Annotated in this window: 21 protein-coding genes and 1 tRNA gene; 14 read left to right on the top strand and 8 right to left on the bottom strand. The window is 47.5% G+C overall.

The features are described 5' to 3' along the window. Window positions 1-8: 8 nt before the first annotated feature. A tRNA-Met gene (locus A5320_RS13150) sits at window positions 9-85 on the bottom strand. A 229-nt stretch (window positions 86-314) separates the two neighbouring features. Between A5320_RS13150 and rlmKL the strand changes: the two genes are divergently transcribed. The 5 genes from rlmKL to rmf all read left to right on the top strand — a co-directional run bounded on the left by rlmKL (window position 315) and on the right by rmf (window position 6,884). Then, window positions 315-2,435, top strand: coding sequence for a bifunctional 23S rRNA (guanine(2069)-N(7))-methyltransferase RlmK/23S rRNA (guanine(2445)-N(2))-methyltransferase RlmL (gene rlmKL, locus A5320_RS13145; RefSeq protein WP_068065525.1), 2,121 nt, complete (start codon window positions 315-317; stop codon window positions 2,433-2,435). Between the two features lie 4 nt (window positions 2,436-2,439). After that, complete coding sequence (locus tag A5320_RS13140; RefSeq protein ID WP_068065524.1) at window positions 2,440-2,685, top strand: glutaredoxin family protein; 246 nt, start codon at window positions 2,440-2,442, stop codon at window positions 2,683-2,685. Window positions 2,686-2,688: 3 nt separating this feature from the next. Next, entirely contained in the window at window positions 2,689-4,647 is a 1,959-nt protein-coding gene (gene uup / locus A5320_RS13135; RefSeq protein WP_068065523.1) for an ATP-binding cassette ATPase Uup, read from the top strand. Window positions 4,648-4,656: 9 nt separating this feature from the next. Beyond that, a complete protein-coding gene (locus A5320_RS13130) occupies window positions 4,657-6,360 on the top strand; it encodes a DUF3466 family protein (protein WP_068065522.1) in 1,704 nt (567 codons plus the stop codon). Window positions 6,361-6,701: 341 nt separating this feature from the next. Next, window positions 6,702-6,884, top strand: a complete 183-nt coding sequence (gene rmf, locus A5320_RS13125) for a ribosome modulation factor (RefSeq protein ID WP_068065521.1) — start codon at window positions 6,702-6,704, stop codon at window positions 6,882-6,884. 267 nt (window positions 6,885-7,151) lie between these two features. Here the strand turns inward: rmf and fabA are convergent, their stop codons facing one another. Beyond that, complete coding sequence (gene fabA, locus A5320_RS13120; RefSeq protein ID WP_068065520.1) at window positions 7,152-7,664, bottom strand: 3-hydroxyacyl-[acyl-carrier-protein] dehydratase FabA; 513 nt, start codon at window positions 7,662-7,664, stop codon at window positions 7,152-7,154. Window positions 7,665-7,868: 204 nt separating this feature from the next. Here fabA and A5320_RS13115 point away from each other — a divergent pair, with 204 nt between their 5' ends. After that, window positions 7,869-8,126: a hypothetical protein gene (locus A5320_RS13115; RefSeq protein ID WP_068065519.1), complete on the top strand. Its 258-nt coding sequence runs from the start codon at window positions 7,869-7,871 to the stop codon at window positions 8,124-8,126. 87 nt (window positions 8,127-8,213) lie between these two features. Continuing rightward, on the top strand, window positions 8,214-9,068 hold the full coding sequence (locus A5320_RS13110; RefSeq protein ID WP_068065518.1) for a 6-pyruvoyl trahydropterin synthase family protein: 855 nt from the start codon (window positions 8,214-8,216) through the stop codon (window positions 9,066-9,068). A gap of 90 nt (window positions 9,069-9,158) precedes the next feature. On the opposite strand, the gene A5320_RS13105 is transcribed toward A5320_RS13110, so the two are convergent. The 3 genes from A5320_RS13105 to A5320_RS13095 all read right to left on the bottom strand — a co-directional run bounded on the left by A5320_RS13105 (window position 9,159) and on the right by A5320_RS13095 (window position 13,625). After that, window positions 9,159-10,673, bottom strand: a complete 1,515-nt coding sequence (locus A5320_RS13105) for a pectate lyase family protein (protein WP_068065517.1) — start codon at window positions 10,671-10,673, stop codon at window positions 9,159-9,161. A 99-nt stretch (window positions 10,674-10,772) separates the two neighbouring features. Then, complete coding sequence (locus A5320_RS13100; RefSeq protein ID WP_068065516.1) at window positions 10,773-11,456, bottom strand: hypothetical protein; 684 nt, start codon at window positions 11,454-11,456, stop codon at window positions 10,773-10,775. A gap of 351 nt (window positions 11,457-11,807) precedes the next feature. Beyond that, window positions 11,808-13,625 (bottom strand): M61 family metallopeptidase, encoded by a 1,818-nt coding sequence (locus tag A5320_RS13095; RefSeq protein WP_068065515.1) that lies wholly within the window; start codon window positions 13,623-13,625, stop codon window positions 11,808-11,810. A gap of 69 nt (window positions 13,626-13,694) precedes the next feature. On the opposite strand from A5320_RS13095, the gene hinT reads away from it, so the two are divergent. The 5 genes from hinT to A5320_RS13070 all read left to right on the top strand — a co-directional run bounded on the left by hinT (window position 13,695) and on the right by A5320_RS13070 (window position 17,375). Continuing rightward, complete coding sequence (gene hinT / locus A5320_RS13090; protein WP_068065513.1) at window positions 13,695-14,045, top strand: purine nucleoside phosphoramidase; 351 nt, start codon at window positions 13,695-13,697, stop codon at window positions 14,043-14,045. 120 nt (window positions 14,046-14,165) lie between these two features. Continuing rightward, entirely contained in the window at window positions 14,166-14,564 is a 399-nt protein-coding gene (locus tag A5320_RS13085; protein WP_068065503.1) for an acyl-CoA thioesterase, read from the top strand. Between the two features lie 279 nt (window positions 14,565-14,843). After that, window positions 14,844-15,311: an Mpo1 family 2-hydroxy fatty acid dioxygenase gene (locus A5320_RS13080; RefSeq protein WP_068065500.1), complete on the top strand. Its 468-nt coding sequence runs from the start codon at window positions 14,844-14,846 to the stop codon at window positions 15,309-15,311. A gap of 173 nt (window positions 15,312-15,484) precedes the next feature. Further along, complete coding sequence (locus A5320_RS13075) at window positions 15,485-16,564, top strand: sensor histidine kinase (RefSeq protein WP_068066725.1); 1,080 nt, start codon at window positions 15,485-15,487, stop codon at window positions 16,562-16,564. Then, on the top strand, window positions 16,548-17,375 hold the full coding sequence (locus A5320_RS13070; protein ID WP_068065498.1) for a LytR/AlgR family response regulator transcription factor: 828 nt from the start codon (window positions 16,548-16,550) through the stop codon (window positions 17,373-17,375). The genes A5320_RS13075 and A5320_RS13070 overlap by 17 nt, the downstream gene beginning before the upstream one ends. A gap of 97 nt (window positions 17,376-17,472) precedes the next feature. On the opposite strand, the gene A5320_RS13065 is transcribed toward A5320_RS13070, so the two are convergent. Beyond that, a complete protein-coding gene (locus A5320_RS13065) occupies window positions 17,473-18,483 on the bottom strand; it encodes an ATP-dependent 6-phosphofructokinase (protein ID WP_068065495.1) in 1,011 nt (336 codons plus the stop codon). Between the two features lie 293 nt (window positions 18,484-18,776). On the opposite strand from A5320_RS13065, the gene A5320_RS13060 reads away from it, so the two are divergent. Continuing rightward, window positions 18,777-19,727, top strand: coding sequence for a DMT family transporter (locus A5320_RS13060; RefSeq protein WP_068065492.1), 951 nt, complete (start codon window positions 18,777-18,779; stop codon window positions 19,725-19,727). A 95-nt stretch (window positions 19,728-19,822) separates the two neighbouring features. Here the strand turns inward: A5320_RS13060 and pyk are convergent, their stop codons facing one another. Together pyk and A5320_RS13050 are read right to left on the bottom strand one after the other, a co-directional pair. Then, window positions 19,823-21,259 (bottom strand): pyruvate kinase, encoded by a 1,437-nt coding sequence (gene pyk / locus A5320_RS13055; protein WP_068065489.1) that lies wholly within the window; start codon window positions 21,257-21,259, stop codon window positions 19,823-19,825. A 158-nt stretch (window positions 21,260-21,417) separates the two neighbouring features. Further along, the gene (locus A5320_RS13050) at window positions 21,418-22,269 is read right to left on the bottom strand and encodes a MurR/RpiR family transcriptional regulator (RefSeq protein WP_068065486.1); all 852 of its coding nucleotides are present in this window, start codon (window positions 22,267-22,269) and stop codon (window positions 21,418-21,420) included. Between the two features lie 348 nt (window positions 22,270-22,617). On the opposite strand from A5320_RS13050, the gene zwf reads away from it, so the two are divergent. Continuing rightward, window positions 22,618-24,090, top strand: coding sequence for a glucose-6-phosphate dehydrogenase (gene zwf / locus A5320_RS13045; protein WP_068065483.1), 1,473 nt, complete (start codon window positions 22,618-22,620; stop codon window positions 24,088-24,090).

The following is a 24,090-nucleotide window of genomic DNA, read 5'->3' as shown; positions in this document are numbered from 1 at the left end:
TCACAATTTGGTTGCGGGAGCCGGATTTGAACCGACGACCTTCGGGTTATGAGCCCGACGAGCTACCAGGCTGCTCCATCCCGCGTCCGTCATTGCGGGGCGCATCTTATGGTTTTTAAGCGAGGGATGCAAGCAACAAATCACAACTAATTGCGATTTCGCAACTGACTGCTGCTTTAATCTACGATCTGCTTAAATAAGCGCTGATTTAGCAAAATCAGGGCGTTAAATCTGGCTAAGCAAGGCAAATTCGCGCGGCGTACGTGCTTTAGGTTCTGCTATAATGCCGGCCAATTTGCGAAAAGGGTGCGACTATGCAGGAATTCTGGGCCTTAACCTCGAAAGGGGTTGAAGAAGTGTTAGCCATTGAGATTAAGCAACATGGCGGCGAAGTAGTGAAGTTGGGTTTAGGGATGGTGCGTTTTACCGCCACACTCGACACTGCTTATCGGTTATGTTTGTGGTCCAGGCTGGCCACCCGGATTATGCGTCAGATCCATGCTGTTGCCGTAGACGCAACCACCGATGTGTATGAAGCTGCCAACGAAATTGACTGGCTGCAACATATGCAGTTGCATCAGAGCCTGGCAGTGGAATGTGTCGGTAAACATCCAACCATCGATAATACTCAGTTTGGCGCCATGCGGATTAAAGACGCCATCGTCGACCAGTTCCGCGACAAAACCGGCGAACGGCCAAATGTCGACCGGCTGGATCCGGATGTGCGGTTTCAACTGCGGATGGAACGCAGCCACTTCTATTTTGTACAAGACTTTTCTGGCCCATCTTTGCATCAACGCGGTTATCGCAAAGAGCAGGGCGAAGCGCCGCTGAAAGAACATCTGGCGGCAGCGCTGCTGATTCGTTCTGGCTGGCAGTACACCCAAAGTCTGTTTGACCCATTTTGTGGTAGCGGCACCTTATTAATTGAAGCGGTGCTGATGGCCCGCAATATTGCCCCTGGGTTAAAACGTCCGCAATTTGCCTTTGAAAAAATGGCTGATTTTGATAATTCGTTATTACAGCAATTACGCGCTGAAGCCTTAGGTGCCAGAAAGCCGCTGGCCGCCGGTGTAAGGTTTATCGGTTCTGATTTGGATGCACGGTCGCTGGATAAAGCCAAGCAAAATGCCAATCGTGCTGGTTTAAGTGACGTGATTGAATTCAGGCAGGGTGATGCCACCGAGCTTACGGCCATCGAAGGCATCAGCAATGGTGTGATCGTCACTAACCCACCTTATGGCGAGCGGTTAGGCGATTTACCGGCGCTTATTCCGCTGTATGCCGATTTCTCTTTGTGCTTAAAGCAACATTTTCAGGGTTGGCGTCTGGCGGTGATCACGTCGAACGGCGATTTACTGCGGGCACTGAAGCTCTCTAAACTGAAAAACTACAAATTTGCTAACGGTCCGCTGGATTGTGAATTCAGCATTTTTGATTTGACCGAACAACAAGTACAAGTCAGCGTGACCTCGGCGCCGGCGTTATTTTTTACCGAAAGTGACTCTTTTGCCAACCGCTTGAAGAAAAACGTAAAGCAACTGGAGAAGTGGGCCAAACGCGAACAGCTTAGTTGCTATCGGTTATACGATGCGGATATTCCTGAATATAACGTGGCAATAGACTGGTATGACGGTGAAGTGGTAGTGCATGAATATGCGGCGCCTTCCAATGTCGACGAAGCCATCGCACAAAAACGCTTATTTGATATCGTCAATCTGGTGCCGAAAGTGCTGGGTATTCACACCGATAAAATGGTGCTGAAAGTTCGCGAAAAGCAAAAAGGCAAAGATCAGTATCAGGCGCTGGCCAAAGCCGCTCAGTACAAAGAAGTGACTGAATACGGCGCGAAATTTTTGGTGAATCTGCGCGATTATCTGGATACCGGTTTGTTTTTGGATCATCGCATTACTCGTCATTCAATCCAACAGCAAAGCAAAGGCAAAGCGGTGCTGAACCTGTTTGCTTACACTGGCACAGCGTCTGTGCATGCGGCTATTGGTGGTGCGCGTTCGGTAACTACGGTCGATATGTCGAATACTTACCTTGATTGGGCTCGCCGTAACTTTGATTTAAACGCTCTGGCTGGCAAGCAATATCAGTTCGTGCAGGAAAACGTGCTCGACTGGCTGCATGGTTGTAAAAATCAGTTTGATTTGATTTTTGTCGACCCACCGACCTTTTCCAATTCAAAACGGATGGAAGACACCTGGGATGTGCAGCGCGACCACGTCAAGTTGTTGAATATGTTGTCAAAACTGGTAAGTGCCGGCGGCAAAGTAATTTTTTCCAACAACAAACGACGCTTTAAGCTTGATTATGAAGCGCTGCAACAAGCTGGCTGGCAGGTCAAAGATATTTCGGCAGCCAGTTTGCCGGAAGACTTTAAACGCAATCCGCATATTCACGTTTGTTTTGAGCTGACGCGAGTCTGACCGAATGAGTGCAACACCACTGGTTTTGTATAGCACCTGGGGCTGCCATTTGTGTGAAGAAGCGCAAAGTTTACTGACGCAGCAGCAGTTGTCTTTTACCGTACTGGATATCGTTGATGATCCGGTGGCGTTTGCCAAGTTTCGCACCAGCATTCCGGTGCTGGGTGCAGGTTTTCAATATTTATACTGGCCATTTGATCAAGAGTCGCTTCGCGACTTTATCAACGAGCACAGTTTGCAAGGAAAGTAAGGCGTGGAATTATTACGTTTTCAACAGGCTAGCTTAGCCTTTGGTACCAATCCGGTGCTGGATAAAGTCGATTTCAGTTTGTTTGTCGGCGAGCGGGTTTGTCTGGTCGGCCGTAATGGCGCCGGTAAATCAACGATGCTGAAATTGCTGACCGGTCAGCAAAATTTAGATGATGGTCAGATTGTTAAACAAAACAACGTGTTATTAAGCCGGCTGGAGCAAGATCCACCAGCGCGGGTTGACGTAAAAATTGCCGATTTTATCCGGGAAGGTGCCGGCGATTTAGCTGAAAAGCTACAGCACTTTTATGAGCTGTCTGATCACCTGCATGATGCGACCGATGCGCAGATGAACGAGTTTGGTGATTTACAAACTGAACTGGATGCCCGTGACGGTTGGCAATTAGAAGCTCGTATTCTTCAGCTGTGTGAACAGTTCGAAATGAACCCGGAAGCAACACTTGCTTCGTTGTCGGGCGGTTGGTTACGTAAAGCAGCGTTAGCGCGGGCTTTGGTTGGCAAACCAAACATTCTGTTATTGGATGAGCCAACCAACCACTTAGATGTAGCTGCCATTCAATGGCTGGAACAGTTTTTAATCAGTTTTCCCGGCGCCATTATATTTGTGTCGCATGACCGGGCCTTTATCCGTGCTGTGGCGACCCGCATTATCGATTTAGACCGAGGTATTCTTACTTCGCATCCGGGCAATTACGCCGAGTATCTCGAGCGTAAACAAAAAGCCATTGAAGTTGAGCAGCAGCATAATCATCTGTTTGATAAACGCTTGGCCGAAGAAGAAGTCTGGATCCGCCAGGGCATTAAAGCCCGCCGTACCCGTAACGAAGGACGGGTCAGGGCACTGAAAGAGCTGCGTAAAGAGCGCGCGGCCCGGGTCGAGCAACTGGGTAAAGTCGATTTTGCCATCGAGCAAGCGGCGAAATCCGGCAAATTGGTGTTTGAAGGTAAACACTTAAACTTGGCTTTTGATGGCAAGCCGGTACTGATTGATTTTGATTTGCTGTTGATGCGCGGCGACCGCGTGGCGCTGATTGGGCCAAACGGTGTTGGAAAATCCAGTTTAATCAAAATTTTGCTGGATGAGTATCAGGCGCAAAGCGGCGAGATCAAACGCGGCACCAACCTTGAAGTTGCTTATTTTGACCAACACCGGATGGCGCTCGATTTAGATAAAACAGTTCAGGATAACGTGGCCGAAGGTCGGCAGGAAATTATGCAAAATGGCCAGAGCCGCCATGTGCTGAGTTATCTGCAAGACTTCCTGTTTCCACCAGCACGTGCCCGAACGCCGGTCCGGGCTCTATCAGGCGGCGAGAAAAATCGGTTGTTGCTGGCACGTTTATTCGCAAAACCAAGCAACTTGCTGATCCTCGATGAGCCGACCAACGATTTAGACGTCGAAACGCTGGAGCTGCTGGAAGACATTTTGGAGCAATACCAGGGCACGGTCATTCTGGTCAGCCACGACCGGGAATTTGTGAACAATACCGTGACCAGTTCGTTATGGTTTGCCGGTGAAGGTAAAGTGATTGAGGTTGCCGGTGGCTATGAAGATGTCATTGCCTATCAGCAACGTTACCTTGCTTCGCAGCAACAAAGGGCGCAAAAGCCGTCGGTTACCGCTGTTGCTGCCGAAAAACCAGTAGAAAACGCACAATTAATTACAAAACCAACGACAGAAACGCCTGTGCAGACTTTAGCTCAGAGCGGTAAGAAGTTATCATACAAAGAAAAACGTGAACTGGAATTATTGCCCGCGTTAATTGAAACCCTGGACGGCGAACTGACGGCGTTGCAGGCAAAGGTTAATAATCCAGATTTTTTCCGGCAGAACGCCGATGCCACCGAAGCTACATTGAACCAATTACAGCAGACTGAGTCGAAGCTGGCGCACGCATATGAGCGATGGGAACAATTAGAAGCATTAAACCAGCAGTCGTAGGGGATTTGAATGAAATTAACGCCTATTTTTTTCGCAATGTTACCAGCATTAGCGGTATTTGCGAGCCAGGCTGAAGTCTATCAGGTAGCAGAACTTGGCCTTGTTGAAGGTTACAAATCAAGTTTTTCTGCCGGTATTAACAATAGTAATCAAACAGTTGGCACGGTGAGCGGTCAGTTTAACTACCCGGTTGATCTGGCCGCAGTAAATTATGCTCATGCGAGCATTACCGGTAGTTTAAGCGCTGCTGAGATTGAGGAAGTTAAAAAAGGCAACGTCAATGCCAAAGCTCTAGTGGCACTGCTGTTGTATCTGAATAGCAATATTTCGGACTATTCAGTCCAGCGTTTTGCCGGTACTTTTCCAATCCGTTATGACATTCGCCAACAAATCAAACTGCGTGAAACCAAAACACCGCAGACCAACTATGAATACCTGCTTGATATTACCGATAATGGAACCATGCTTGGTTACGGTAGTGCACCTTTTGTAAAGCAGGCATTTACGCCAGCAGCCACTGAGGCTATACCTAATCCGGTAACAAAACAATTGTGGGTGCCGGAAAGCGGTTCAGTGCTGGGGATGGTGCTGAACAACGGTAGCCGTTATCCATTGTTGCCAATTTACACCCAATATGGTGGTGGTATTTCAGTTCCTAAGGCGATTAGCAATAGCGGTATTGTTGTTGGAACTGGTAGTGTTAGTCTGGCGGAAGCAACAGCTACATCAATCAACACCGCCTGTAATGGCGCGACTGAACCAAAAGCGATTTGCTACTATCAATTTATATCAAATGTAAACTCGGCGCCTTACGACATGGCTGGTTTAGTCTGGACACTGGATGCGAACGGCAAGCCGGGTCCAGCGACTAAGTACGGATATTTAGGCGACAAAAAAACCGGTTTACCTCATACCAGAACCGACTATGCACCAGTGCTTTATACCAGTGTTCCCAATGATGTAAACGACGCTGGTGTTGTGGTGGGGATGTCAGTTTATACCGACAGTACCGATATTCGTTATAACCCAAGAACTTTCCGTGATGAAGTTTTCACCGCATATCAGGCCACGATCTTTCAAGGTACTGAACTGACAACCTTTTTCGATGTGAAAGAGTGGGAAGGCTCTCGTGCGACCTCGATTAACAACAAAAACATTATTGTTGGTTCAGCGGTCAAACGAGTCAATTATGATCAGGAACGGTTTTTTGTGTACGATATGAATACGCAAAAAATCACCTTCCCGAAAGATTTATTTGCCTCGGCTTCGGTTGTACCGGCTGCCATTAACAATAACAATCAGGTTGTAGGGATCTCCAGCTCATATACCGATGGCTCTTCGACAATTCGGCAGGTGGGCTTTTGGTACGATCTGACAACTGACAGCTTCCATGACCTCAATAAATTATTACCCTGCAACTCAGGTTATACCGTGATTGCGGCGCAAGATATCAATGATAAAAATGTCATTGTCGCGACCGCAACCAAAAAGACAGAAGCCCGTGATGTAAAAGGCGACATTATTAAAGACGCCGCTGGTAACGCTATCATGGAAGAGGTGGCTGTCGCGGTGCAATTAACCCCGGTCGCAAATGGTACTCCTGACAACTGCTCCAGCGTTGTCGAAGAAGGATACGAACGTCAGGGTGGCAGTCTTGGCTTTGGCTGGTTGCTGTTAACGATGCTTCCGCTACTACGTCGTCGTTCGCGCTAAGCCCTGCAAGCTCAGGAGCAGATGAATATTGGCCACCTTCGGGTGGCTTTTTGTTTGTTATTGTTTTGCTTAGTTTGATGTAGTGAATGCCTTAAGACTGCAAAGCAGCAATAGAGGCGCAATTTGGTACTTTTTGAAATATTTTCGAAAAATTACAAAAAATATTTCATTATTTTTTCTTTAAATTGTAATCAAGTTCAGGTTGTTAGCTGTTGTCAAGTTTTATCGCTACAGATTTGGGTTGAACCTTTACGCGACAGCAGCTATCTATTAATCACAGTGTTCAGACGCAACGTTTGAGGCACTGTTGGTTAAATTATACAGTTGAGGAAGACTGCCGTATGAAAAGACAAAAACGTGATCGTCTGGAACGTGCTCATGCTCAAGGTTACCGTGCAGGTGTCACAGGCCGTTCTAAAGAAATTTGTCCGTACCAGAATTTAGATGCGCGCTCGCAGTGGTTAGGGGGATATCGCGAGGCGATGGAAGACCGCGGTGGCGGTTTGTTCAGTAAAGGTCAATAACTACAATCCCGACGTTTATATAACGTCCATCAACAGAAACCCCACCAATGGTGGGGTTTGTCGTTTTATACCCGTCATCCTTAAAGATTCGGGGGTGTTGCCTTCGTTTGTTCGCTGAAGCGTCAGTCCGACCCAGTCACATAGGACAACTATGCTCCGGGCCGGGCTGGCGCTCCAGTCTCACTCACTCGTCGCCTACCCGAATCTACAATGATTTTGGGTATAGCTGCAGCGTCACTCAATCAGCATGCAGGATGGAGCTTCTTATCAGAAGTTCGAAGTATCCTGAAACAGGCCCACTTTTAATTCTTCAGCGGCGTAAATGTCGCGACCATCGACACTGACTACACCATCACCAATGCCCATATACAATTTGCGTTTGATCACACGTTTCATATCAATGGTATAAGTCACTTTTTTGGCTGTAGGCAGGATTTGTCCAGTGAACTTTACTTCACCAACTCCCAGCGCCCGGCCTTTACCCGGGCCGCCGGTCCAGCCTAGGAAAAAGCCAACCAGTTGCCACATCGCATCCAAACCTAAACAACCTGGCATGACCGGATCACCTTCGAAGTGACAGGCAAAAAACCACAGGTCTGGGTTAATATCGAATTCGGCAATGATCTGGCCTTTGCCGTACTTACCGCCTTCTTCTGAAATATGCACAATACGATCAATCATCAGCATGTTCGCGACTGGCAACTGACTGTTACCTGGTCCAAACAATTTGCCCTGGCCACATGCGATTAATTCTTCTTTTGTAAAGCTATTCTGAGTCATGTATGTTTGATCCGAAAAAAATTGCTTGTCACTTTAGCGAACAGCTGTACGCTAAACAAGTCCGATTAGTCATAAAAACAATCACTGCAGCAAAAAATATACCTAAATTCCTTGAAGATGGGGGAGTCAACAGCCTCGCATCTGCAAGGAAAACAGGAATTTGCTGCAACTCTCTGAGCTTAACCTGACGATGAGATCAATTGCATGACAGAACAAGGTAAAAAGAGCCTGAGTAACGCTGAAAAGCAACAACGCTATCGGGATCGGCAAAAACAATCGGGTCGCAAAGAATTGCGAGGTTACCTGACGCCAGAGGCCCTGATCTGTTACGAGGAAATTCAGGCCAAAACGCAGTGGAATGACAGTTTACTACTCAGCAATGCGATCCGTCTGATGTATGCGGCCCACAAATTAGGACAAATTGGTTTACTCAATGGCTGGCTGAATGACCACAAAAAGTAATTTTATAAGTGCTAAATCACGAGTGACTTAATATACCGCGCCAGTTGCCGTATAATGCCGCCATCTTTTTGACCAGCCGAGTCCACCATGATTTTATTTGTCCGCGATTTAACCGTCATCGATTTTTCCTATTTATGTCAGCAACGAGGGTTACTTGGTGAAAGCTATATCGTTGATGTTGAGTTGCAGGGCGATTTAGACGCGACTTCGATGGTGTTTGATTTTGGCAGTGTCAAAAAAGTGATTAAAAAAGCCATCGATCAGCTGGTTGATCATAAACTGGCTTACCCAGCCCAAGCGTCTTGTCTGACGCACCGTAGCGAGCAGCACACCGATATTTTGCATTGGCATAGTGAGCGGGGGACGATTCAAATTGCATCGCCCTCAGAGGCGCACGTTGCTATCGATACTCTTGCCATCAATGAACAAAGTGTCGCGGCATTTCTGGTTGAGCAGATTAAACCTTTGCTGCCAACCAACGTTCAGAAGTTAACTTTTACGCTGCGTGCTGAAAAAAGTGCCAGTTTTTACTACCACTACAGTCATGGACTGAAAAAGCATGACGGTAATTGTCAGCGTATCGCCCATGGTCACCGCTCAACCATTGAGATTTATCAAAACGGCATGTTGTCACCCCGGCTGAACAAATACTGGACCGAGCGTTGGCAGGATATTTATCTGGCCACTGCTGAAGATCAAATAGCAGCTGGCGAATGTCGTTATTTGCAACCAAAGGATGGCGATTACTGTTTCCAGTATCAGGCGCCACAAGGGCAGTTTGAAATCACCATTCCGGCGACGCACTGTGAAATCGTACCTTGTGATACCACAGTGGAATGTCTGGCCGATTATATTGCTTCGCAGTTGCAACATCTGGAAGCCGGCAGCTACAAAGTGGTTGCTTATGAAGGTGTTGGGAAAGGCGCTATTGCGATTATCTAACGATCCGACATGACGTTGCTGCTGAGAAGCTCAGCAGCAACGTACATCAAGCTGTTTTATCTAAAAATATTGCAAGATCGCAGGATAAAATTAAAACGGACATTTCCCCACACCAGCATTCGCCAGCACAAAGTTTTTCACGTCATTGGTCGGCACAATTTTGTAGTCATAAGGCAGGTTAAGTACACCAGTTGGCAACATATCCGCACCGGCAATGACGCCATCGGCCGGGCTTTCTACCCAATTTGCATTCACCAGTTGATTGTCCCTGGTATCCCAATAGCCAAGCGCCGCTGAATAAAACGACACCACCGGATTGGTCACTTGTTCAAACAAGTTGTTTTCAATGCGGATAATCGCCCCCATCCGCGGGTTGATGCCGGTTTCCAGCATATTGCGGTAATAGTTGTTGTAGATATGGCTTTGGCCAAACCGGAACAACGGCAGCCGTGAATTCACATTTTCAAAATAGTTGTGATGGAAAGTCACCCGGCGTTGATAATCGTCAGTATCACTGGAGCCCCACAGTGAAGTTTTCCAGCTGGTATGCAAGTAGTTAAATGACAAAGTCACGTTATCAATATCTTTTTTGCCGCTGACCAGTTCATCAAAATGGTCTTTATCGACATCCAATCGGTTGGAAATTTCGTTGTGATCAATCCAGATATTGCGGGCCGGACCTTCGATAGTGATGCCGTCTTTGTCACCGGTGTCGACATTGCGGATTTTTAAGTTACGGATAATTACGTTGTCGGCGCGGAAGATTTTAATACCAATCCCATCTAACAAGGCGGTATTGCCAACACCAATAATGCTGACGTCCCGCATATCTTTCACTTCAAACTTGCTGGCGCCGCCGGAATTGGCGATGGTTAAAGTGCCATTGACGCGTACAGTTAACGGCCGGTTTGGATCTTTGTTTTTAAGTGCTGCGACCAGCTGTGAGCCGGTGGTGACAGTGACGCGTGTTGAACGTAAACCCAGGCCACCGGTGGTGCCACCTTGTAAACTGGCAAAACCTTGCGGGCTGCTGGCACAGGCATTAAAGGCTCCCCAAACTGGTTTACCGGTCGCGTCCGGATTGCCAACGGGTGGTGTGATAGGACCCGGTTCTGGATCCGGATCAATAGGTGGTTCAGGATCTATGGGATCAGGCTCTTCGGTGTCGGTACTTTGATACACTTCAAATTCTGCAATTTTTGGCGCGTTATTGGCGGTGATGATCAATAAATTCAGCTTTTTCATACTGACTTCGCCCAGATTTACTTTCAACGCAGCGCCAATGCTGCTGCCTGCAGCCAATACGGTGCCAGTATCGTGATTGACCAAACGCCAACTGGTGACTTCATTGCCTTCTTCACGCAGTATCACCTGATTAAAGGCGATAGCGCTGCTCCATTTCACGGATACCCGCTCATTGCTGGAGCCGGCCGGTTGCCAGAAAGTGGCGAGGTTGCCATCTTTGACAAAACCATAACTACTGCCGGTACCTTTACTGGTGCCGTCTGAACCGGCGCCGGGTCCGGTGATTGCGAGATTATCTGCGGCAAGGGTAGCAAAACTTAGCGCACACAGGGTGCTGGTAATTAAGTGAGTCGATTTCATCGTCTTTTATCCTGTTGATTTATAGTTATTTATTTTTAAGTATCAACTTGTCACGCAATACACCGAAAACTGCTTTTGACGGCGAACCATCGCGGACAGTTAACGTGGTGAACGCTGTAGGCGCCTGACCTGGATACGCCAAACAATCAACAGCATTGCAAACAATGCAGCCGGGGTAGGGCTTGGGATCTCGTCAACAGCAGCCACCCCCAAAGTCAGATTGTCAAAAGCCGCCCAATTGTTGGCAGCCGAAAAATCGATGGAGCGCACTGTACCGTCAAACCGCACGCTGGCGAGGCTCCAGCTGCAAAACAACGAATCGCCGGCACAATCACGGTCAAATTGATTGCCGATATTTAAGCTTGCTATCAGATTGCCACTGCCGTTTTCACCGTCATAAAGGTTAATCACGGCCTCCAGCGCTGAGCTGTAATAGAGCGAAAAGCCACCGCTAAAACCGGCGGCGATATTGAGCCAGGCTGCTGAGTCTGCAAAAAACAGCACCGTCGAACCTGACGGCACATTGCTAAAACCGCTACTGCCATCTTCTGCGGCGATCAGGGACAAGGCACTGCCGCTAAATCCGACACCATAATTGCTACCACTGTTACCCGCGCTATCCGTCCCCATATTGTAAAAATCCAATAGTTGGCTTTCATTACCGGCACCTTCAAAATTCAGTTCAATCGGTGCTGCGACAGCAGTAAAACTGCTGAGACTCAGCAGCAAACCCAAGGCCGCAACTTTCAGTCGCTGGCCAATATTCCTTTGTTGGTTGTTCATAACTAACTCCATCGGTTGTTGTTGAAAAAAGCGCCAATTTTGCGCTTGCCAATAGAATCTGAACCAACAAGCTGCAGCTTGCTACTTCATATGTGGAACAAAATGCAGATAGCGGTTTTGCGATAGTTTGCAAAATATATCTATTTGATAAATATACAAATGAAAGAATGCTACCGAGAGACATTTTTAAACTTAACTCAGACTTTTCCAAAGAATTACATATTTGAAGTCGGTGAGCAGTGTCAGGAAATCTATGGTTATTTATGTCAAACAAGTTGGGTATCAACCAGCCGTTAACTAAGGGTTAGCTAAGGGCTGGCTGATTTTCAGAGAAATCTGCGGCGCAGTAAACTACCGCGCCGCCAACCAAAGCTGTTGCAGTGGTGTTTCTTCAGAAGGTTGTAACCAGGCAATCAACTCAGGCGCTGCCTGTAACTGCAGTTCTGTACTCAGCAACCGTTGTTGGCGGAAATAATGCAGCTGGACACTTTCTCCAAGCGGCAGACGTTGCAACTGTTGCTGAAAGTTTTGTTCAGTTGCTTTAAAACCAGCGATTGCAATCAGCAAATCGCCCACCATCAAACCGGCCTGATAAGCGGCGGAGCCAATAGGGACGGCGCTGATTTGCAGACCTTCGCTATTGGCTTGATATAAAGCACCAAAATCGCGCACCGACTGTAGCGCTTGCGCCGGGCCGGATAAATCTTTATTCGATTCAGCCGCGCGCCATTGTAACGTGATACCCAGTATCGAAAGTGATGCAGACAGTGGCAGCGGCTCGGTGGTCAATACCCAGGCTCTGCAACTTTGGACTAAGTCCGGACTGTTGCAGTAACTCAGTAGCTGCAAAAAGAAGCCTTCTTCGTCGCTGCCGGCGCCGCTGACACCAAATTGTTGCCAACATTGCTGCATCAAGCCATCAAGCGACAATCCCTTTGACCGCAACTGCGCATCCAGGCACAACGCCACCAGACTGCCTTTGCCGTAATAACTGACCACTGAATTGATGGCGTTTTCGTCTTGCTGGTAAAACTTAGTCCAGGCGGTGAAGCTGCTATCCGCCAGGCTTTGCCTTAAATTACTCGGTGCCCGGTTGACCCGGCTGATGGTTTTACTCAGGGTCGTCAGGTATTGCGGCAGCTGAATTAATCCTGCGCGCAGCAGCGCCAGATCGTCGTAGTAGGAAGTAAACCCTTCATACAACCACAATTGGCTGGTGTATTGCTCGTTGTTTAATTGGTAGTTCAAAAAAGTGCTGGGCTTGGCACGTTTTACCCACCAGGTGTGAAAGTACTCGTGGCTGCAAAGTGCCAGATAATTTTGATAATCGTCACTCAGTTCTTCCGGCAGTTGCGGGTTCGGCAGGTCATAACGATTACATAGCAATAAAGTGGAATTATGATGCTCGAGACCACCATAACCTTGATCAACGATCCAGTTTAAAAACCAGTATTCGTGCAGATCAGCAGGCAATCCGCCAAATACGGCCGCCTGTTGCTGACAAATCAGCGTTAAATCCTGTTCAATCCGCGCTAAATCAGCCAGTACAGCTCCGACGAATACCAAATGATGGCAGACGCCGGCTATCTCAAAAAAGCGATAATTGAGCTCGCCCAGCAGCAGCGGGCTGTCGATGAGTTGTTGATAATTACCAGCCGTATAATCGCCAAATCCAAGCAAAGTAGTATTGTCCATCCGTGTTAACCCGGTAGCCACTTGCCATTGCGGTTTGCCACTCACCGGAAGCACTGTCACCTGCTGGGGACAATGCTCCATTCCCTGCACACTCAGACAACAAGCAGCCGGATTGATAACAGCCACCTGGTCGTTGACGTAGCAGGCCCGGACGGACAAATCAAAGGCATATAGCTGATAACGAACGGTGATCGGCAAACCACGGTTTTGTAGTTGCCAGCTGTGTTTATCAATGGCCGTGACGGTTAACCCGCCATCCTGATCACTGGCGGTCAGTGCAGCGAGATGTCTGGCAAAGTTACGGATCAGATAACTGCCTGGGATCCACGCAGGCAGTTGCAATATGATAGGCTCGTGGCTAGCAGATGAAGCAGTACCGTTTGAAGTCGTACCGGGTGGCTGAAAATCCAGCTGAACCCCAATCAAGTGGGCGGTTAAATCTTCAATCCAAAGCTGGAAAGCAACTAGTTGCATCACTTATACTCGGCGTTATCTAAAAAACGTCAGTATATACTCAAAGTACTTGATTAAAAGGACCTTACTATGTTCGAAGAAACCATTTTTTCAAAAATTATCCGTCAAGAAATTCCAACTGAATTGTTGTATCAGGACGAACTGGTCACCGCATTTCGTGATATTCACCCACGCACACCAACTCATATTCTGATTGTCCCTAATGTGTTGATCCCAACCGTCAACGACGTTGAACCGCAACATGAAATGGCGCTTGGCCGAATGTTTACGGTGGCGCGCAAACTGGCGGCGAAAGAGGGCATTAGCGACGACGGCTACCGGTTGATCGTCAACTGTAATGACCACGGCGGGCAGGAGGTGTATCACATTCATATGCATTTGGTCGGTGGCAAGCCGCTTGGGGCGATGCTGGCGCGTTAACAACGACCGCGTCATCGATTTTTAGCAGCGAAAAATATTACCAATCAACGCAGCTGATTTGATTGGCTTTTTTGATGAAGCCCACTAGAATCCGCGCTTTTTGCGCCAAAGGAGTCTGCAATGTCCAATGAAGCTTTAGTTGCCATCCGCACTGAATATGCGGTGACCAGGGTCACCAAAACTGTGTTTCCTGGTCGCACCAATCATCACAATACTTTGTTTGGTGGCGAAGCGCTGGCCTGGATGGATGAAGCGGCGTTTATTGCAGCCACCCGCTTTTGTCGCAAACCGTTGGTGACAGTGTCATCGGACAGAGTTGATTTTAAAGAATCGATCCCAGCCGGCAGCATCATTGAACTAGTCGCGCGGATTGAGCATGTTGGCCGCACCAGTATCAGGGTGTTGGTCGATATTTTTGTCGAGAACATGTACAACGACGACCAGCACAAAGCAATTTCCGGCACTTTCACTTTTGTCGCACTAGGGCCAGACCGCAAACCAACACCGGTGCTGGGATAAAAACCACCAACAACAACCCTGTAGCTTCAAGGATGCAGTGGTTTACCCAAAATCATTGAAGTTGCAGAATGGCCACGGTGGAACCGCGGCAACTGAACGAATCTGGAACGCCAGCCCGACCCAGGAGCATAGCTGTTCTATGTGACGGGCCGGGCTGGCGTTCCAGTGAGTGAAGGCGGCCAACAACCCTGCAGCTTTAATGATGAAGGGTAAAGTTGTAGTTTTTGTGGCGGGGAGTTACAGTGGTCTAACCATTAAAAGCCTAGTAGAGCTGTCCCCATGAAAACAATTGAACAATGGTTTACCGAGTACGCGGTCAGCCACCAAAATCCCACCAACAAAAAAATCCACTTTTTGGCCGTACCGTTAATTTACTTAACGGTGTTTGGCTTGTTGTGGCAAATTCCGATGCCATTCAGCGGTTTTGCCACCCAGCAAATTAACTGGCCGCTGATATTGTGCTTGCCGGTGTTAGGTTTTTATTTCAGTTTATCGTTTGCCATTGGTATCGGTATGACTATCTACAGCGCTTTTGTGGTGTTGTTTTTACGCTGGTTTGAATCGGCGGTCAGTGTTGATGTGTGGCTGGCGTCATTGTTGCTGTTTATTCTGATGTGGGTGTTACAGTTTGTTGGTCATCATATTGAAGGAAAAAAACCGTCATTTTTTAAAGATTTACAGTTCCTGCTGATTGGCCCGGCCTGGATTTTAGGTTTTATTCTGCGTCGATTTGGAATCCGGTACTAATAAACCTGGAAAGCAGGGTAGTCGCAGCAACATTGCCGACTACGGCTATGGACTGAATTGACAACAAAAGTTGCGACTAACGGTGAGGCCACTGAGTTTAACGCTGCAGGGGGAAAGCGGTTCTTTGGTATAATCGCTGCGTCTTTAGTCGCAGTTTTTAACGAGAAGTGTCCTTGCAAAGAATTTTCGAAGATCGCAACCGCCAATTCTGGATCCTGCATACCTTAGGTTGGATGGGTTTTGCCGTCGTTGGATACCTGGGATCGTTGTTCCAGGAAATGCGTGAAGCCTACTTGTTTGTGGTGCTGCTTGATGCATACGCCGGCTGGTTGCTGTCCATTCCACTGCGCTATTTGTATCAGCGCATTTGGAGCTGGAGCCCTTGGCAGATGATTCTGTCAATCATGGTTGTCGCCTTTGTCGCGGCCTGCGTCTGGACCGTGATCAAAAATTTCAACTACTGGGAAATTTACCGTCACGGCTATCGGCCAGATGAATGGATCCAGTATTTCCGCCAAACTTCGGTTGGTTTTTACGTGATGCTCAGCTGGAGTGGCTTGTATTTTGGCATTCGCTATTATCAGACCTTACAGCAGGAAAAACAAAAATCATTGACAGCTTCGAACAAAGCCCATGAAGCCCAACTGAAAATGTTGCGTTATCAGTTAAATCCGCATTTTTTATTCAATACACTCAACGCCATATCGACCCTGGTGTTGATTAACGAAGCCGATACCGCCAACAAGATGCTAAGCCGGCTCAGTGATTTCCTGCGGTATTCGCTGTATAAAGACCCGATTAAAAAAGTACCGTTGCAGCAGGAAATTTATGCGGCGAATTTGTATCTGGAAATTGAAAAAGTCCGGTTTACTGAGCGATTAACCATTGAACTTGATATTGCTGGTAATACCGAGCAGGCATTAGTGCCAAGCCTGATTTTGCAACCTTTAGTTGAAAATGCCATAAAATACGCGGTTGCCACGCAAACCGCCGGCGGCTCCATCAGCATCAAGGCACGAAAATTTGGCCATGATTTGTTGATTGAAGTAGCGGACAATGGCCCTGGCATGCCAATCGATGATGGTTTACCCAAAGACAGCGGTGGTGTTGGCCTGGTCAATACGCGCGAGCGCTTAGCAGCACTTTATGACAAAGACTTTTCGTTGGTGCTGACGCATAATCAGCCACAAGGCGTAAAAGTGAATATCCGGATCCCGTTTGAGGTGGAACTGAACGATGAAGAACTTGCTTAAAGTTGTAGTAGTGGATGACGAACCATTAGCGCGCAAGGGTATGCTGATGAGACTAGCAGCTTTTCCGGAGTTACAGGTGGTCAGCGAATGCAGCAATGGTGCAGAAGCGATTCATGCGATCCAGGAGCTGTCACCTGATGTGGTGTTCCTTGATGTTGAAATGCCGGTGCTGGATGGCTTTGCCGTGCTGAAAACACTGCAGCAGCAACAGGTAAAATTGCCTTACATCATTTTTGTCACGGCATTTGATCAGTACGCATTAAACGCATTTGACGTTAACGCCGTCGATTATGTACTAAAGCCTGTTGAAACTGAACGTTTGCGTGCAGCTGTGTTTAAATTATTAAAAGCTTTTGAAGCCGAAGACGACCATCGTCACAAAGGCCAATTAGCGGAAGCCGTGGCGAAACTGACCGGCGAAGCTGCGGGCAATATTCTGCAACGTCTGGATCAGGAAGAACCGGTGATGAACGACCGTTTTCCGGACGCCATTAGTATTAAAGACAGTGGTGAAATTACCCGGGTACCGGTTGGTAGCATCGATTGGGTCGACGCAGCCGGCGATTACATGTGCATTCATACCAATGACGGTCAGACCCATATTTTGCGTCGCACCATGAAAGAGCTCGAGCAGGAATTGGACCCAAGATTGTTTGTACGGGTGCATCGTTCGGCTATCGTTAACGTCAATACCATTGCCAAGCTGCAAATGTTGCCAAACGGCGAGCATCAACTGATGTTAACCAATGGCCAGGCCGTGAAGGTCAGCCGTAGTTACAAAGATCGGGTCAAAACGGTATTTAGTTCTTAAGATTGTTGCGTTAACATCAGAACTCAGAATTTTTCTGAGTTCTGAGTTCTGAGTTTTTGACATTGGCGTATTTGATTCAGCGTGTTGCTTGTGTGCCTCACTCTTTCGCCGGGCTGCTGTCCTGTAGCATGCGCTGCTGCCAGTCGAGTAAATAAGGGTCCGCCTGTTTTTTCTTATCTCCGGTTAAACTCAGTGGAAACAACACCGCCAGACCTGCTTGTTCGCCTGCCATCATCAGATGGGCGTTGCCGAGTAACAATTGTTCCACAGCATAAGCTCCAAGTTTAGTCGCGAGAATTCTATCTGAGCCCACCGGGCTGCCACCCCGTTGTAAATGCCCTAATACACAAGCGCGACATTCAATTCCGGACGCTCGGGTCAGCTCGGCTGCTAATGTGGTGGCACCGGCCGGATACATAGTTTCAGCAATGACAATAATATAGCTGCTACGACCATACTGCTGCTGTATTTGTTGGATATCCTGTAGTAAATCATTGATATCGACCTCGCCATATTCCGGGCAAATAATTTGCTCTGCGCCACTGGCAATGCCGGCCGCTAACGCCAGATATCCGGTATGACGACCCATTACTTCAATCAGAAAAATCCGTTCAAAGGCATCAGCGGTATCCCGAATTTTATCGATAGCATCCAATGCAGTATTAAGGGCGGTGCTAAAGCCAATGGTAAAATCAGTGCCATCGACATCATTGTCAATAGTACCCGGAATACCAACAATCTGGCCCTGATAAAATGGGGCTATGGCCTGGCAGCCACGAAAACTGCCGTCGCCGCCGATCACGATCAAAGCGTCGATGCCATTTTTATCCAGTAACTCTGCGGCTTGTTCCGGCCCTCCAGCTTGCTCTAACTGTTTACAGCGCGCACTTTTAAGAATGGTGCCGCCTTGTTGGATAATATGCAGTACTTCTGCACGATGAATTTGTTGGTATTCATTGCTGAAAATACCGTTAAAACCATGCTTATAGCCAATAACGTCAATACCTTGGGCCGCGGCGGTTAATACCACAGCCCGGATGGCGGCGTTCATCCCTGGTGCGTCACCGCCAGAAGTTAACAGGCCAATTTTTCGGATAGGCTGACTCATAAGTTGATCCTTCGTTGGAAATGGACAGTATGTATAAAGCGATGTTCTGACTTCTATGCTATATCGCACTGAGGGCGGAAGTTTCTCAGTTGAAGCCAGGTTCGAGTATCCGTATTTGTCAGTTATATGTTATTGATGCAACGCAAAGAATATAAAAAAGTAAGGCAAAAAAACTGATATATCCGGATACGACCAATAGCCATCAAAATCATTCGAAATCCGGCGACAGCAGGGGGAAAAACAGCGAAAATAGCGCGCCTTCAAAGTCCCTCCTTTTACAACGGAAATTCATTATGCACCAAGCGTCCGGCAAAAGTCTGACTGGTTTTATTCTGGCCTTAACAACCGCCGTATTATGGGGCATGTTACCCATTGCTTTAAAAGTACTGCTGACCGAATTGTCCGCGAACACTATTACCTGGGTCCGCTTTCTGGCAGCAGCATTATTTGTCACTGCGGTATTGATCCATCATCAGGCATTACCGACACTGCGCAGTATCAAAGGTAAAGCACGCTGGTTACTACTGATTGCGGTGGTCGGTTTGTTGTCCAATTACATTCTTTATCTGCTGGGCTTAGACTTGCTGAGTGCCGAAACTGCGCAGGTGGTGATCCAGCTGGCACCGTTTTTAATGATGTTGGGCGGCATTTTTATCTTCCGGGAACGACTGCTGTTGTGGCAAAAAATTGGTGCAGCCACTTTAGTACTGGGTTTACTGTTATTTTTCAACGACCGGTTGTTTCTGTTGCTGACTCAAATGGGGCACGACAGTATCGGCGTGTTGCTCGTTATTATCGCGGCTGTGACTTGGGCCGCTTATGCTTTGGCACAAAAGCAGCTGCTGATGCATTTTAACTCACAACAAATTATGTGGTTTATTTACGTCGCTGGCGCTTTGTGTTTTATGCCGTTTATTGAGCTGGCGCCGATGGCACAATTGTCGATGTTGCAATGGGGTTTATTGCTGTTTTGTTGCCTGAACACCATCGTCGCGTATGGCGCTTTTGCTGAAGCATTGGAACATTGGGAGGCGTCAAAAGTCAGCGCAGTACTTGCGATCACGCCACTTTTAACCATTTTGTTTGCCAATTTGGCGTCCTGGATGTGGCCAGATGCACCGGCCGCGCAAAGCTTAAATGGCTGGTCAATATTTGGTGCTGTGTTGGTGGTGATTGGATCTGCAGTTACCGCATTGGCACCGGTGTTAAAGCAATGGCGGTTAGACAATCGTACTGTTTTCTGACATAAAGCCGTATGACAGACAGCACAAAAAAATGCCATCAATTGATGGCATTTTTTATGACCTAAAACTTATTCAGCTTCAGTTAGAAACTGTATTTATTTGACGGTAACGATTTTGCAAGTATTTGAAGCACCGATAGTTTCCATCACATCGCCATGTGTCAGAATCACCAAATCACCGGTATGTAAACCAGCTGCTTTTTTCACTGCAGCAACAGCTTCATCTGCAAGATGATCATTGCTGATACCGTGGCTGTCAAAAAACACCGGGTACACACCACGATATAACGCCATTTTATTCAGCGTTTTTACATGACGCGACAAGGCATAAATGGCGTGTGACGAAGTGATCCGCGACATCAGCTTGGCGGTGTAACCAGATTCTGTCAGGGCAATAATTGCTTTAATGCCATCTAAATGATTCGCTGCGTACATCGCTGATAAGGCGATAGTTTCACTGATTTCAGTAAAAGTCACATCCATCCGGTGTTTAGATGACATCACTTTTGGATGTTTTTCGGCACCATCACAAACCCGAACCATGGCTTTAACGGTTTCGGTTGGATATTTACCAGCAGCAGTTTCTGCAGAGAGCATCACCGCGTCAGTGCCATCCAGCACGGCATTGGCAACGTCCATTACTTCTGCGCGGGTTGGCATCGGGCTTTCAATCATCGATTCCATCATCTGCGTGGCGGTAATCACCACACGGTTCAGTTGTCGGGAGCGGGCGATAATACGTTTTTGCTGGCCTACAAGTTCTGCATCGCCAATCTCAACGCCTAAATCACCACGGGCGACCATTACAGCGTCTGATGCCCGGATGATGTCATCTAAAGTGGCATCATCAGCAACAGCTTCGGCGCGTTCTACTTTAGATACAATCAGGGCTTCAGAACCAGCTTCACGCGCCAGATTACGCGCTAAACGTAAATCGTCACCAGTGCGTGGGAAAGATACAGCCAGATAATCCACATCAATTTTGGCGGCAAGAGCGATATCTGCACGGTCTTTGTCGGTTAAAGCCGGCGCTGACAAACCACCACCTAACCGGTTAATGCCTTTGTTATTTGATAACTTACCAGCAACCGATACCTTGGTCAGAATGCGTGCGCCTTCAACTTTTTCCACAATCAGTTGAATACGGCCATCATCTAATAACAACACGTCTGCTGGTTTTACATCACCTGGCAGTTCTTTGTAATCGATACCGACTTGAGTTTCATCGCCTAAACCTTTGGCGAGCTCAGCGTCCAGCACAAAGTCCTGGCCTTCAATCAGCTCAACACTGTTATTTACAAAGGTCGACACGCGGATTTTTGGCCCTTGTAAGTCACCTAAGATGGCGACATGGGCATTGGTCGCTGCAGCAGCGGCGCGAACCATGGTTGCGCGCTCGATGTGATCCTGAGCACTGCCGTGAGAGAAGTTAAAGCGAAAGACGGTGGCACCAGCCAGGATCAATTTTTCAATCGCGGCCTGGGTATTGGTTGCCGGGCCTAGGGTGGCAACTATTTTCGTTCTTCTTGGCATGTGCTGCTCCTGCCTATTGATTTAAAAGTAGACCGCCAGGGTAGTTCTGGCGGTGATGGCACGCAGTGTAATGTAATTTAATTACAGAATATAGCGACTAATTGGAGAAAAATTACAGCTTTGAGCAGCTCTGACCAGTCTGAGCTGGTAAAAAGTGCTTAAAAATCTTTTTTCTCGAATCTTGAACCCCGTAAACTGTCTTTTACTTTCTTCAGGTTTTCACGGAATTTGGTGCCACGGCGTAAGGTAAAACCAGTCGCCAGAATATCGATCAGGACCAGCTGTGCCACGCGCGAAGCCATTGGCATATACATATCGGTATCTTCCGGTACATCCAGCGACAATACTAAAGTACATTCTTTAGCCAGCGGGCTGTCATATGCGGTGACACCAATGACGGTAGCGTCGTTTTCGCGGGCAATAGCGGCGATATCACAAAGATTTTTGGTGCGTCCGGTATGGCTGATACAAACCACCACATCACCTTCGCTACTATTAATAGCACTCATCCGTTGCATCACGATATCGTCGAAACACACCACGGGCACGTTAAAGCGGAAAAACTTGTTTTGGGCGTCATGGGCGACAGATGCTGAAGCGCCCAGGCCAAAAAATGATATTTTCTTCGCCTGGGTCAGTACATCCACAGCGCGATTAATGGTATTAATATCAACGTTTTGGCGTGCAGCATCCAAAGCTGCCATGGTCGATTCGAAAATTTTTGCAGTATAGGCTTCCGGGCCATCATCTTCTTCAACGTGCCGGTTTACATAAGGCGTACCATTGGCCAGGCTTTGCGCCAGGTGCAGTTTGAAGTCAGGGAAACCTTTGGTATCCAAACGACGACAAAACCGATTCACGGTTGGCTCAGACACATCCGCCATTTTCGCCAGTGCCGCAATACTGCTATGAATTGTGGTTTGTGGATTGGCCAGAATGACATCAGCAACTTTACGCTCTGATTTACTGAAACTATTGACACTATTAACTATTTTTTCCAGCACATTCATCCGATGGTTCCTGCTTAGTCTGGCTCGTACGCTGTGGCAGCGCCGGGCACTTCATTAATCTTATAAAGAATGATCTTAAAGAGTGATCTGCTGCTGTGGAAACTTTAGCTGTAGCCGGTGATTCATTTGGTAATTTATTTTGTTACCCGACCAGTGTAGCAACAACAAAAGTGATAAAGTTACGACGAAAATCATGATACATGGTTAAGACTGCCTTAAGATATAGGCAACGTCAAAACTTTAAGTAAGTTGTAATTTAATTACAACTTATCCGGTTTACAACCGCCAAACACTCGGCTAGTATGCGGCTAAGTGTTGTAAAATTACATCTAATCAAGGGTCAGCTTCATGACAGCAACAGCACATTCTAACAAAGCCTGTGATCTCATTTTGTTCGGCACCAAAGGCGATTTAGCGCGCCGCAAACTTCTACCAGCCTTATATCAGCTGGAAATGGCTGGTTTACTGCATGCTGACAGCCGCATTACCGGCGTCGCCCGCGATGATCTGACACAGGAAGGTTACCTCGAAGTTGTTGAAACTAACTTACAGAAATTCGTCAAACAGCCGCTGGACGCCGATGTGCTGGCCCGGCTTAAAACCAAATTGCAATATGTGCAAATCGATTTAACCAAAGAGCAGGATTATCTGAAACTGGCTGATGTTACTGACATCAAAAACCGCATTCCGGTCAGCTATTTCGCTACTGCACCGTCGTTATTTGGCAATATCTGTAAAGGTCTGGATGCCGCTGGTTTATCGGTGCTACCTTCACGCGTCGTATTAGAAAAGCCAATTGGCCATTGTCTGGAGTCGTCAAAAGTCATTAACGACGAAGTCGCCAAATATTTTAAAGAATCGCAAATCTACCGCATTGACCATTATTTAGGTAAAGAGACAGTGCTGAACCTATTAGCGCTGCGTTTTGCCAATGCCATTTTTGCTTCGAACTGGGATCATAATGCTATTGACCATGTGCAGATTTCAGTGGCAGAAGAAGTCGGCGTAGAAGGGCGTTGGGGTTATTACGATGACGCCGGTCAAATGCGCGATATGGTGCAAAACCACTTATTACAAGTGCTATCGCTGATTGCGATGGAACCACCAGCCAGCCTTGATGCCGATAGTATCCGTGATGAGAAATTAAAAGTTCTGAAAGCGTTGCGGCCAATCAACCTGCAAAACGTGCAGGAAAAAACCGTGCGTGGCCAATATGGCGCCGGTTTTGTCGGTGGTAAATCAGTCCCGGGCTATCTGGAAGAAGAAGATGCCCGCCCAAACAGCAAAACTGAGACATTTGTCGCGATTAAAGTTGATATCGACAACTGGCGCTGGGCTGGCGTGCCGTTTTATCTGCGCACCGGTAAGCGCATGCCAAACAAAGTGTCCGAAGTAGTCATTTGCTTTAAGCCACAACCACACAATATTTTCCATGAAACTTATAAACAGTTACCAGCCAACAAACTGATCATCCGGTTACAGCCAGATGAAGGTGTGGAAATTCAGATCATGAATAAAATTCCTGGTCTGGGTGAAAATATGCAGTTGCAACAGAGCAAACTCGATTTAAGTTTTGATGAAACCTTTAAATCACAGCGGATCGCTGATGCTTATGAGCGGTTGTTGTTAGAAGCGATGTTGGGTAACCAATATCTGTTCGTCCGTCGGGATGAAGTTGAACAAGCCTGGAAATGGATCGACGGTATTCTTGGCGCCTGGAAAGCCAACAACGAACCGCCTAAATCATATCAGGCGGGCACCTGGGGTCCGGTTGCTGCCATTTCATTATTGGCGCGTGACGATCGGAACTGGGACGAATAA

This window comes from Rheinheimera sp. SA_1 (assembly GCF_001669775.1).
Classification (GTDB): domain Bacteria; phylum Pseudomonadota; class Gammaproteobacteria; order Enterobacterales; family Alteromonadaceae; genus Pararheinheimera.
This window is presented reverse-complemented; position numbering and strand designations above follow the sequence as displayed.